The following is a 12608-nucleotide window of genomic DNA, read 5'->3' as shown; positions in this document are numbered from 1 at the left end:
TACTTACTTAAAATGGATTTATTTTCCTTACTCCTACTTTTTATGGCTGTTGAGCTTTTTGAATCAAATTGGCAAAAACACGACAATCTTTATGGATTGATTTATAACAACTATCAAATTTATATTAAAAATATTTTTTTATATTTTATCTTACATGCAAGTTTTTTTTATGCTATTGCCGTAGCTGTTTATCTCAATAATTTTAATTTTTGGATGAGTTCAATTATTGTTATTAAGTTTTTAGATATGGCATTTAAAATAAATATGATGCAAAAACTAAGCTCTGGCTTAGAAATACATGAAGTAATGCCAATAAACATTAAAATCACACTCTTTTTTAGATACTTTAACGTACTACTTTACCCAGCCTCTTTTGCCATAGCAAATGGCATGATTTTCAACTAATTTTATATTTTTATCATCTATTCTAGCTATAATTAGCAAAAAATTAAAGGAATAGTATGCAATATTTAGTAATAGCTTATGATAATGAAAACGCACTTGACAAAAGAATGGCTTCAAGACCAGCTCACGTAGAAGCTACACAAAAGCTAATGGCAGAAGGTAAAATAGTAAGTGCTTGTGCACTAATTGAAGATGATGTTATGGTTGGGTCATCAGTAGTAACAAACTTTGAGAGTGAAGATGCTTTTAACGAGTGGTTAGAAAATGAACCTTATGTTAAAGGTGGAGTTTGGGATATGGAAGAGATTCAAATCGTGGCTATAAAAGTGATGCCTAAAGCTTAATTATATACAATTACATAAGTAGTTTTGGAATATAAAACTACTTATGTTTAAAATATTCTACTAATAACTTCTTCACTCACTATTTTTAATACTTTATTTGTATAATATACTATATATTAAAGTGAGTAATTATGAAAAATAACATCGACATCATTATGTTAGGAGACTCCTTAATTGCTAGGGGAGAATGGGATACTTTACTTTATCCTAAAAAAGTTATAAACCTTGGTCATGATGGGGATACTACTAAGGATGTTTTATCAAGATTGGATTTGGCTACTGAAGTGCATGCTCAGTGTATTTATCTGATGATTGGTATTAATGACATGAACTCTTATAAAAGTTTAGACAAAATCTTTGAAAACTATGTTGAAATACTAAAAGAGTTAGAAAAATCATCTTCAAAAGTAATTGTGCAATCTATACTTTATACCCAAATGAACTCTTTTAACAAAAAAGTAAAAGAGTTAAATATAAAACTTCAAGAATATTGTACTAATAATGATTTGACATATATAGATTTAAATAAGGCATTATCTCAAGATGAAGCCCTTTTAAGTAGTTTTACTACTGATGGCTTACATCTTAATACAAAAGCTTATATAGCATGGGCTAGAGAGCTTAGAAACTATTTTTAAAACTTTTAAATAGTAGTTCTTTATGATTTGTTGAAGTATCTTGATTTAAAATCATTATCATAAAATCAGCATTTAAAAAATGAGAATAGAAGTGCTCTATTTTTGGATAGGTATAAGACTTTTTTATTGTGGGATAGATGTATTTTTTAGCTGGATAAAATTGCATAGTTATATATAGTAGAAAAGTTGTCAAAATAGTCACTTCTAGTATTGTAAAAATCTTTGCAAAAAAAGATTTAATCTTTTCACTATTTACTAAACTTGCAAAAATTTTCAATAAAATATTCCATCCAAAATAAAGTATTAAAATGTTTATCACAAATGCAATTAGTATCAAAGTAGTATAAGTATCTGCTTTTGTTATATAAAATTTTTGTAAAAGTGTGCCTGTAAAGCCAGCAAGTTTTGCAGAAACAGTAAGTATAAAAAAGATTTTGAAGTAGTCAAATATCTTTAGATAACTTTTTTGAATATAACTGTGATATATCAAAAAAGAGATAGTAACTATAAGTATAAAGTCTAGTATATTATAAAATGTCATTTGACATTATAGCGTAACTAAAAAGAGTTTTTATCTCTTTTTAGCTTTTGCATTTGGTAAGTCTGTGATAGTTCCATCAAAGATTTCTGCAGCCATACCAACTGACTCATGTAAAGTAGGGTGAGCATGAATAGTTAGAGCGATATCTTCTGCATCACAATCCATTTCTAGTGCTAGTGAAATTTCACCTAGTAATTCACCTGCATTATCTCCCACAAGTGCTCCACCTATTAGTTGGTGAGTATCTTTATTAAAGATTAATTTAGTCATACCATCTTTAGAAACATCAGCTGCAAGTGCTCTTCCTGATGCAGACCAAGGGAAAGTGGCAACTTCATAGTTAATACCTGCCTCTTTAGCTTCTAGTTCACTAAGACCAGCAGTTGCAATTTCTGGGAATGTATATGCAATTCCTGGAATTTGTTTTGGTTCAAAAAATACTTTATGACCTGCAATAACTTCAGCTGCAACATGCCCTTCATGTACTGCTTTATGAGCAAGCATTGGTCCTGCAATAATATCACCAATAGCAAAGATATGAGGAACATTTGTTCTTAGTTGATTATCAGTTGCAATCATACCCTTATCATTTACATTTACACCAGCTTTATCTAGTCCAAGTTTTAATCCATTTGGAGTTCTTCCCATAGCTACTAGAACAGCATCATAAACTTGAGGTTCTGCAGGTGCATTATCACCTTTGAATTCAACATAGATACCTTCTTCTTTAGGGATGATAGCTTGTGTTTGTGTTTTAAACATAAAGTTAAATCTATTTTCATTTGATTTTGTATAGATTTTAACAATATCTTTATCTGTTCCTGTCATTACTTGTGGACCACGAACTACTACGTCTACTTTACTCCCAAGTTTTTGGTATACTGTTCCCATTTCTAGTCCAATAATACCACCACCCATAACTAACATTCTTTTAGGTACTTCTTTTACTTCTAAAGCATTTGTAGAATCCCAGATTCGTGGATCTTCATGTGGAATAAACGACATTTTAGAACTTTGTGAACCAGCTGCAATAATACAGTTATCAAAAGTAACAACAGTTTGTCCATCATCTTTTGTATGATTTACAATAACTGAATGGTCATCAAGAAATTCTGCAGTACCTTGAATTACAGTTACTTTTCTCATTTTAGCCATAGCACTTAAACCATCTGTTAGTTTTTTTACTACGCCAGCTTTATAGTTAGCTACACCTTTTAAATCAACTTCAGGTTTTGTAAATTTGATACCTGCATGTTCAATGTGTTCTGCTTCTTCCATAACTTTTGCTACATGAAGAAGAGCTTTTGATGGAATACATCCAACATTTAAACAAACACCACCTAAAGTATCATGTCTCTCAACTAAAACAGTATCTAGTCCTAAGTCTGCACATCTAAAAGCAGCAGAATAACCGCCAGGTCCGGCTCCTATTACAAGAACTTGACCTTTTACTTTATTTGCACCATCAGTATTTACAGAACTTTTTACTGGTTCAGCCTTAGTTTTTGGAGCTTCTTGTACTTTTTCTTCAACAGCAGGTGTTGCAGAAGCTTCTTCTTTTACTTCAATTCTAGCGATTAAATCACCAGAATTTACTTTATCTCCAACTTTCACAAGTATCTCTTTTATAGTACCACTGTGAGTTGTAGGAACATCCATAGAGGCTTTTTCAGTCTCTAGGGTAATAAGTCCATCTTCTTCTTCAACTTCATCCCCAATGTTAACCATAACATCAATTAAGTCAACATCTTTGTCTGCACCTAAATCAGGAATTAAAATATCTATAACTTTACTCATTTTTCTTCCTTACAGACTTAATAGTCTAATATCACTTAACAGTTGTGATAATGTAGTTGTAAATCTTGCACCATCTGCACCATCAATCACTTTGTGGTCATAAGATAGAGATAGTGGTAAAGTCAATCTTGGTACAAAGTTTTCACCATCCCATACTGGTTTCATTTCAGATTTTGATAATCCTAAAATAGCAACTTCAGGGGCATTGATAATTGGAGTAAATTTAGTACCACCAATTCCACCTAAAGAAGAAATAGTAAATGATGCACCTTGCATATCTTGTGATTTAAGTTTACCATCTCTAGCTCTAGAAGATATATCAGCCATTTCAAGAGCAATCTCTTTGAAACCTTTTTTATTAACATCTCTAATTACAGGTACTACAAGTCCATTTGGAGTATCAACAGCAATTGCTATATGGAAATATTTTTTCATAATCAAACTTTGACCATCAGGACTTAACGATGCGTTAAACTTTGGGTGAATCTCAAGTGCTTTTGCTACGGCTTTTACTACAAACACAAGTGGAGAAAGTTTAAATCCATCTGCAATTGCATTTTGAGCTTTTCTAAAATCTTCCATTTCAGTAATATCTGCTTCATCAAATTGTGTAACGTGAGGCATTGAAACCCAGTTTCTATGTAATGATGGTCCAGAAATTTTTTGAATTCTTGTTAATTCAACAGTCTCTATTTCACCAAATTGAGAGAAATCAATCTCTTTAAGCTCTGGGAAGTTAAATCCAAGACCAGTTCCAGTTCCTGCAGCTGCTACTGCTGGTTTAGATAACTGCTCTTTTACATAAGCTTTTATATCTTCTTTTAGAATTCTATTTTTTCTACCAGTTCCTTTTACAAAACCTAAGTCAACACCAAATTCACGTGCAACTTTTCTAACTGATGGAGAAGCATAAACTTTTTTAGCTTTTTGTGTTAATACAGCAGTTGCTTCAGAAGCAGAAGTTGCTGCTACTTCTTGTACTGTTGTAACTTGTTTTGGCTCTTCTTTTTTAACTGGTTCTTCTTTTTTAACTGAAGTAGGAACTTTTGATTCCATAACTACTGTTTTAACCATTTTTGCAATTAAATCGCCAGAATTTACTTTAGCTCCAGCTTCAACAAATAGTTGTAAAATTTCTCCTGCAAATGGTGCTGGTACATCCATTGATGCTTTTTCAGTTTCAAGTGTGATTAAACCATCTTCAAACTCAACTGTATCACCAACATTAACCATTACATCTATAAGATCAACATCTTTATCTGCACCTAAATCAGGAACATGAACTTCTTCAATTACTGAACATATAGTTTGCTCATTTACAAATTGACAAGAAATTTCTGCACCTGAAGCTGAAATTTCTTGTAGTTCAGCTTCTGCTGATTTTAAATCCATTTTACTAGAATCCTTAGATGATTCTTTCTTTTGAGTTTCTTCTTTTGGAGCTTCTTCTTTTTCTTCAGAAGTAGCAGTAGAAGTTTTTTCAGAAGTAGTATCTTCACTACTTGCTTCATCTTCAACTTCAACTCTAGCAATTAAATCACCAGAGTTTACTTTATCTCCAACTTTTACAAGAATCTCTTTAATAACTCCTGCATGAGTTGTTGGAACATCCATTGAAGCTTTTTCTGTTTCTAAAGTAATTAAACCATCTTCAACTTCAACTGTATCACCAATACTAACCATAACATCAATTAAATCAACGTCTTTGTCCGCTCCTAAATCAGGAATAAAAATATCTACTAAAGTACTCATCTTATACTCCTTAGGCTTTTAGTGGGTTTGGTTTAGTTGGGTCTATATTGTATTTTTTCATAGCTTCTGCAACAACAGATTTTTCAATCTTACCTAGTTTAGCTAATTGAGCTAATGTTGTAAATACAATAAAGTTAGTATCAACTTCAAAGAACGTTCTTAAATTAGCTCTTGAATCTGATCTACCAAATCCATCTGTACCAAGAGCTTTGAAGCTTCCTTTTACAAATGGAGCAATTTGCTCAGAATAAGATTTTATATAATCAGTTGCTGAAATAATAATATTTTCATCATCACTTCCTAGTGCTTGATCAACATATGCAATCTCATCTTCTGAATCAATATTTAATAAGTTTCTTCTTTCAACTTCTTGTGCTTCTCTTGTTAATTCATTGTATGAAGTAGCAGAGTAAAGTTCAGAAGCGATTCCATATTCATTTGCTAAAATATCAGCCGCAGCTAATACTTGTTGGAAAATAGAACCAGAACCTAATAATTTAACTTTGAAATTCTTTTTAGCTTCTACAGTTTTAAATTTATAGATACCTTTTAAAATACCTTCTTCAACACCTTCTGGCATTGCAGGTTGTTTGTAGTTTTCATTTAATGTTGTAATATAATAGAATACATCTTCTTGGTTTTCACCATACATTCTTTCTATACCTTTTTGAACTACAACAGCAACTTCATATCCAAATGTTGGGTCATAAGAGACACAGTTAGGTACTGTATTAGCAATAACGTGTGAGTGACCATCTTCGTGTTGTAAACCTTCACCATTTAGTGTAGTTCTACCTGAAGTTCCTCCAACTAAGAAACCTCTTGCCATTTGATCTCCAGCTGCCCAAGTAATATCACCTGTTCTTTGGAATCCAAACATTGAATAGAAGATATAAAATGGAATCATAGGACAATCATTTACAGAGTATGAAGTTGCAGCTGCAACCCAAGAACCCATAGCACCAAGCTCATTAATACCTTCTTGAAGTACTTGACCTTTTTTATCTTCTTTATAATATGCAACTTGATCTCTATCTTGAGGAATATATTTTTGCCCTTCAGAAGAGTAAATACCTAATTGTCTAAACATACCTTCCATACCAAAAGTTCTAGCTTCATCTGGAACGATTGGAACAATTCTTTTTCCAATTTTTTTATCTTTAACTAAAACATTTAAAATTCTTACAAATGCCATAGTTGTAGAGATTTCTCTATCACCACTTCCACCTAAAACTGATTCAAATTTATCTAAAGCAGGAAGTTCAAGTTTTTCAGTGAATTTTGCTCTTCTTTGAGGAAGATGTCCATATAACTCTGTTCTTCTTTCTTTCATATATTTCATCTCAGGAGAATCTTCTGCAAATGTATAATATGGGTATGATTCTAAATCTTCATCTGAAACTGGAATTCTAAATCTATCTCTAAATTGTTTTAATGAATCAGTATCAACTTTTTTAACACCATGCGCGATATTCTTACCTTCTGCAGATTCACCCATTCCATAACCTTTTACAGTTTTTGCTAAAATTACAGTTGGTCTATCTTTAGTTGCATTTGCTGCTTTATATGCTGCATAAACTTTTAATGGATCATGTCCACCTCTGTTTAATGCAAAAATTTCAGCATCACTCATATTTTCTACAAGTTTTGCAGTTTCTGGATATTTGTTAAAGAAGTTTTCTCTTGTGTAAGCTCCACCTTTTTGTTTAAAGTTTTGGTACTCACCATCAACAGTCTCTTCCATAAGTTGAAGAAGTTTTCCTGAAGTATCTTTTCTTAATAATTCATCCCAATGTCTTCCCCAGATTACTTTTAGTACTCTCCATCCATTTCCTCTAAAGTTACCTTCAAGTTCTTGAATAATCTTACCATTTCCTCTTACTGGACCATCTAGTCTTTGTAAGTTACAGTTGATAACAAATACTAAGTTGTCTAGTTCTTCACGTCCTGCCAGTCCAATTGCACCTAATGATTCTGGTTCATCACACTCACCATCACCCATATAACAATAAACTTTTTGTTCACTACAATCTTTGATACCTCTATGGGTTAAGTATTTTAAGAATCTTGCTTGATAAATAGCTTGGATAGGTCCAAGTCCCATTGATACTGTTGGAAACTGCCAATAGTTAGGCATAAGTTTTGGATGTGGATAAGAAGATAATCCATCACCTAGTGCTTCTTGTCTGAAGTTATCCATTTGAGCTTCAGAAATTCTACCCTCTACAAAACTTCTAGCATAAATTCCAGGAGCAATATGTCCTTGATAAAAAACTAAATCTCCACCATCTTTTTCATTTGGTGCTCTAAAGAAGTGATTAAATCCTACATCATATAGTGTTGCAGATGATTGAAATGACGCAATATGTCCTCCAAGCTCTAAATTCTTTTTAGATGCTCTTTGTACCATCATTGCTGCATTCCATCTAATAGCAGATCTGATTTTTTTCTCAATATCTCTATCACCTGGCATTTTAGGTTCATCATTTACATCAATACTGTTTAAATATGCTGTTGTAGCTTTAAAAGGCAAGTATGTACCTTTTCTTCTAGCCTTATCAATTAGTTTCTCTAAAAGAAAGTGTGCTCTTTTAGGTCCTTCTGTTTCTAATACTGCATCTAAAGCTTCAACCCATTCTTGTGTTTCTTGTGGATCAAGATCTTTTATGACATCGTTTAAGTTTTCAACTGACATTTAGTAATCCTTGTTAGATTTTTAATTATAAATTGCGATTTTTCCCACTATTACAAACGAGCATATGCACATTATGTAAAAATAATGTAGGCTCAGTATCGTGTTTATCGAATTGTGAGCATATGATACGTATTTTTACTTAAATTAAATTTATAAATTAAATTAATTTATATTTTTAAGTTAAATTAGAAATATTATCAATTATAATGAAAAAAGTGCAAATTTTAATCAATTTTAACATAAAAATATGTTAAAAATATGTAAAATTTTAATTAAAATTTAAGTTTAAGATAAAAATAATTATTTTTATTGTTAAAAAGGTTTTTATGATTGAAGAAAAAAGCTCTTTTAGAGTGATAAAAGATGCTAAAAACAGTGCTAAAATTAACATGGCAACAGACGATGCATTGATATCATCATTTGAGAATAATGATATACCAATATTAAGAGTATATCATTGGACTAATTCATTTACAATAGGTGTATCACAAGACTTTTCTTCATATTCATTTGCAAATGAGTATGAAGGTGATTATGCCAAAAGAGTAACAGGTGGTGGAGTGTTATTTCATGGACATGATTTATCATATTCATTGGTAATACCAACAGCTTTACTAAAAAGTTACAATATTAAACAATCATATGAAAAAATTTGTTATTTTTTGATAGATTTTTATAAAAAACTGGGTTTAAAGACCAATTATGCCAAAGATGATGAGAGTGTAATGTTATCAAAAAATGAGTTTTGTCAAGTGGGTTTTGAAGCCTATGATATTTTGGTAAATGGACAAAAAATTGGTGGAAATGCACAAAGAAGAACAAAAAAAGTGATATTTCAACACGGATCAATTCCAATTTGCTCTGTGAAAAAAAGTAACACAAATAGTGAAAATAGTAACAGCATTGATAATAGATATGGAATAAGCCTAGAAGATTTAGATATAGATTTAACATATGAAAAAGCAAAAGAGTTATTAATTGACTCTTTTGAAAAAAGTTTTAATGTGGAGCTAATACCTTCACAGTTAACACAAAAAGAAAAAGATAAAAAAGAAGAGTTATTAAAGGATAAATATGACTATGCCAAATAATATAGAATTTAAAGAGAAAAAAGTAAATTATAAAAAACCAGAGTGGTTAAGAAAAAAATTAACACCTAGTGCTCAAATAGAGATGGAAGGTCTTTTAAAAGATGTAGGTGGATTACATACAATATGCCAAGAAGCAAAATGTCCAAACATAAGTGAATGTTTTGCAAAGAAAAATGCAACATTTTTAATTCTTGGTGATATATGTACAAGAAGATGTTCATACTGTAATGTAAAAACAGGACTTCCAACTGAGGTTGATTTGTCTGAAATACAAAAAGTCACGACTTCTGTAAAACATCTTGGACTTAAATTTGTAGTTATCACAAGTCCTGCTAGAGATGATTTACCTGATGGTGGAGCACAACAATTTTATAGAGTAACAAAAGATATTTTAGAAAAATGTCCTGACACACAAGTGGAGATTTTAATCCCTGATTTCAAAGCACGTGAAGAGTCACTTCAAACTGTTATTGATTCTGGTGCTGTTATTATTGGACATAATATTGAGACGGTTCCTCGATTTTATAAAATCAGAAAAAATGCTTCTTATGAGAGGTCAATTGAGGTATTAAAAAGATTAAAAGAGTTAGGTGGCGATAAGATTAAAACTAAATCAGCTCTTATGGTAGGACTTGGAGAGACTGAAGAAGAGATGGTACAAGTATTTAAAGACCTTGTTGCTGTTGGGTGTAAATTTTTAAGTATTGGGCAATATTTAGCACCAAGTGGAGATTTTGCAAAAGTTATCGAGTATGTAAAACCAGAACAATTTGCAAGATATAAAGAACTTGCGATGGATTTAGGTTTTGAATTTGTACACTCAACTCCATATGCTAGAAGTTCATATTTAGCTCATGAATATTTAGGTCATGAAAGTGCCAACAAAGATTTACTAAAATAATATGATGATATAATCCTTCAAATAAAAAAGGACAAATCATCAATCTAATAGAGCTTGATTACATAAATCAAAAAGATAAAGAGTTAGTTGAACTCTTTATCTCTTCTACTGCTAAAAAGTATATTCTTGGTATAAACAAACTTACAAAATCAGTATTAAAACATATTGAAATAGATGGAATAATTGATGATTTTACAAGAGTTCAAAGTTCTCGAAAAAAAACAGTCCTAAAAATAGAAGATGTTCCAAAAGAGGCTTTGATATTATCAACATCAAGCGGAAGTCCCCTTGAAGTAAAAAATAGCCTTGATAAAATGGGATTTAGAAATATAAATTATCTATCTCTTTGTAAATATAGTGATTTACAATTAGCTAGTCCTGATTTTATAGAAGATTTTCAAGATAACTTTATAAAAAAAAGAAACGAGTATGAAAAGACTTACAATCTTTTAGCAGATGATAAATCAAAAAAGATATTTGAGAAAGTTATTAATTTTAAAATATCTTATGACTTAGAGTTTATGCAAGGTTTTACAAATGACCACGAAAGTCAATATTTTGATAAAGAGATAATTCCACAAATAGAAAATATAAGATTTGTAGATGGCGGTGGATATGTGGGAGATACTTTAAAAGAGATTATTAAAAACTATCCAGACTTTGAAAAGATATACTGTGTAGAACCAAACACTTTACATATAAATATTGCAAAAAGAGATTTTGGTGATATTGATAATATTGAGTTTATAAATTGTGGTTTAGGAAGTGGAAAAATAGTAAGTGAGATAAAAGAAGAGAAACAAAATAATTGTGCCCATGATTATCAAGCGACAAATATAAATAGTATAGATAATCTTATAAATGGAAAAGTTGATTATATAAAACTTGATATAGAAGGTGCAGAACAAGATGCAATTGAGGGTGCAAAAGAAACAATAAAAAAATATAAACCAATACTTGCAATTTGTATTTACCATAAAGCAGAAGATTGGTATAAAGTTCCGCAATTAGTCTTAAGTATTGAAAAAGATTATGATGTTTATCTAAGACACTATATGGAAGGAATATATGAGACGGTTATGTATTTTATACCAAAAAATAGATATACTCAAAAATAAAAAGGATAATAATGGCAGATGGAAAAAAGCGTTTTGATGTAAAAATTGGAGCAAAGGTAAATATAGTTTTAAAACAAGACCAAAGAAGTGGTAATCTAACTCAAGGGATAGTGAAAAATATCTTAACAAATTCTCCTACTCATCCTCATGGTATAAAAGTTAGACTGCAAGATGGGCAAGTTGGAAGAGTGCAAGAGATTTTATAATGAAGCTTTTTATAGATGGTGATGCTTTTCCTAATATGCTAAAACCAATAGTCTTACGAGCTATTGAAAAAAATGCCTTAGAGACTTTAGTTTTTGCAAATAAAAAAATAGATATTGGTAAATCAAATCATGTGAAATATATTATTGTGGATTTGGGTGCAGATGAAGCTGATAATAAGATAGTAGATGAGGTTCAAAAAGGTGACTTAGTGGTTACCGCTGATATACCATTGGCGTCAAGAGTCATAGAAAAACAAGCTCATGCAATTGATCATAGAGGCGAGACTTATACAGATGATAATATTAAACAATATTTAGCCATAAGAAATCTGATGCAAAGTATAAGAGATGCAGGAGAAATGACAAAAGGTCCACCACCTTTTAATAAAAAAGATGTGCAAAAATTTGCAAGTTCATTGAATATGTTTTTGCAAAAATGTAAAAACTTTTAACAAAAATGTATAATTTTTTAGAATAATATAAAATATAAAATTATTTAAATATGAGTTAAAAGTATGCAGGGCCTACAATATGGGCAACTTAGCTGTAAAATTAGATTATTTTAAATTGTCAAAATTAAGTTATTTTTAATAATATATATGTAAATATTTATAAAACAACAAGGAGAATACATGAATAAATTAGTTACATTAGGGGCATCGTTATTATTGAGTGCTACTTTCTCATTTGCAGATAGTACACCAGACCAAGCAAAAGCTTTAGTTGAAGAAGGGGTAGCTTTTTGTAAAGAGGTTGGCGTTGCAAAATGTGTTGAAGAATTTAATAAAAAAGAGAGTAAGTTTGTAAGAAATGACTTATATATTTGGGCTAATGATTTTGACGGAGTAATTACTGCTCATCCTAAAAAACCTTTAAAAGGTAAAAATCTTTTACATTATAAAGATAAACAAGGGACAGAGTTATTTAACGAGTTTATTAAAAAAGTAAAAGCAGATGGTTCTGGTTGGGTTGATTATGTTTGGGCACATCCAGCAACAGGAAAACAAACACCAAAAACTTCATACGTTATAGGTATTGGAGATAACCAATTAATTGGTGCTGGTGCATATAAATAATCAATATTTTTAATATGATTTTTTAAACCTCTGAAATTTATTTC

13 protein-coding genes are annotated in these 12608 nt (G+C 30.7%); 9 read left to right on the top strand and 4 right to left on the bottom strand.

Annotated elements, in window-relative coordinates:
• Positions 1-12: 12 nt before the first annotated feature.
• The 3 genes from Q0617_RS00575 (at position 13) to Q0617_RS00565 (ending at position 1387) form a co-directional block, all read left to right on the top strand.
• The gene (locus Q0617_RS00575; protein WP_298749375.1) at positions 13-405 is read left to right on the top strand and encodes a hypothetical protein; all 393 of its coding nucleotides are present in this window, start codon (positions 13-15) and stop codon (positions 403-405) included.
• Between the two features lie 56 nt (positions 406-461).
• On the top strand, positions 462-749 hold the full coding sequence (locus Q0617_RS00570) for a YciI family protein (RefSeq protein WP_298749373.1): 288 nt from the start codon (positions 462-464) through the stop codon (positions 747-749).
• A gap of 131 nt (positions 750-880) precedes the next feature.
• Positions 881-1387, top strand: coding sequence for a GDSL-type esterase/lipase family protein (locus Q0617_RS00565; RefSeq protein WP_298749371.1), 507 nt, complete (start codon positions 881-883; stop codon positions 1385-1387).
• On the opposite strand, the gene Q0617_RS00560 is transcribed toward Q0617_RS00565, so the two are convergent.
• The 4 genes from Q0617_RS00560 to aceE are packed head-to-tail and all read right to left on the bottom strand — an operon-like array spanning position 1371 to position 8172.
• Positions 1371-1928 carry a hypothetical protein gene (locus tag Q0617_RS00560; RefSeq protein ID WP_298749369.1) on the bottom strand — a complete coding sequence of 186 codons (558 nt, stop codon included), beginning with the start codon at positions 1926-1928 and terminating at the stop codon, positions 1371-1373. The genes Q0617_RS00565 and Q0617_RS00560 overlap by 17 nt on opposite strands.
• 30 nt (positions 1929-1958) lie before the next feature.
• On the bottom strand, positions 1959-3725 hold the full coding sequence (gene lpdA / locus Q0617_RS00555) for a dihydrolipoyl dehydrogenase (protein ID WP_298749368.1): 1767 nt from the start codon (positions 3723-3725) through the stop codon (positions 1959-1961).
• 9 nt (positions 3726-3734) lie between these two features.
• Positions 3735-5477 carry a dihydrolipoyllysine-residue acetyltransferase gene (gene aceF, locus Q0617_RS00550; protein WP_298749367.1) on the bottom strand — a complete coding sequence of 581 codons (1743 nt, stop codon included), beginning with the start codon at positions 5475-5477 and terminating at the stop codon, positions 3735-3737.
• A gap of 10 nt (positions 5478-5487) precedes the next feature.
• Complete coding sequence (gene aceE, locus Q0617_RS00545) at positions 5488-8172, bottom strand: pyruvate dehydrogenase (acetyl-transferring), homodimeric type (protein WP_298749366.1); 2685 nt, start codon at positions 8170-8172, stop codon at positions 5488-5490.
• A gap of 326 nt (positions 8173-8498) precedes the next feature.
• On the opposite strand from aceE, the gene Q0617_RS00540 reads away from it, so the two are divergent.
• The 6 genes from Q0617_RS00540 (at position 8499) to Q0617_RS00515 (ending at position 12564) form a co-directional block, all read left to right on the top strand.
• The gene (locus Q0617_RS00540; RefSeq protein WP_298749364.1) at positions 8499-9263 is read left to right on the top strand and encodes a lipoate--protein ligase family protein; all 765 of its coding nucleotides are present in this window, start codon (positions 8499-8501) and stop codon (positions 9261-9263) included.
• Positions 9247-10164, top strand: coding sequence for a lipoyl synthase (lipA, locus tag Q0617_RS00535; RefSeq protein ID WP_298749362.1), 918 nt, complete (start codon positions 9247-9249; stop codon positions 10162-10164). The genes Q0617_RS00540 and lipA overlap by 17 nt, the downstream gene beginning before the upstream one ends.
• A 257-nt stretch (positions 10165-10421) precedes the next feature.
• A complete protein-coding gene (locus Q0617_RS00530) occupies positions 10422-11282 on the top strand; it encodes an FkbM family methyltransferase (RefSeq protein WP_298749360.1) in 861 nt (286 codons plus the stop codon).
• Positions 11283-11293: 11 nt separating this feature from the next.
• Positions 11294-11488: a YwbE family protein gene (locus tag Q0617_RS00525; protein WP_129101293.1), complete on the top strand. Its 195-nt coding sequence runs from the start codon at positions 11294-11296 to the stop codon at positions 11486-11488.
• Positions 11488-11940, top strand: a complete 453-nt coding sequence (locus Q0617_RS00520) for a YaiI/YqxD family protein (protein WP_298749350.1) — start codon at positions 11488-11490, stop codon at positions 11938-11940. The genes Q0617_RS00525 and Q0617_RS00520 overlap by 1 nt, the downstream gene beginning before the upstream one ends.
• Positions 11941-12120: 180 nt before the next feature.
• Positions 12121-12564, top strand: coding sequence for a cache domain-containing protein (locus tag Q0617_RS00515; RefSeq protein ID WP_298749348.1), 444 nt, complete (start codon positions 12121-12123; stop codon positions 12562-12564).
• Positions 12565-12608 lie beyond the last annotated feature (44 nt).

It is taken from the genome of uncultured Arcobacter sp. (assembly GCF_937982575.1).
Taxonomy (GTDB): Bacteria; Campylobacterota; Campylobacteria; order Campylobacterales; family Arcobacteraceae; genus Arcobacter.
Note: the sequence above shows the minus strand (reverse complement) of the source record. Positions and strands in the feature narration are given on the sequence as shown.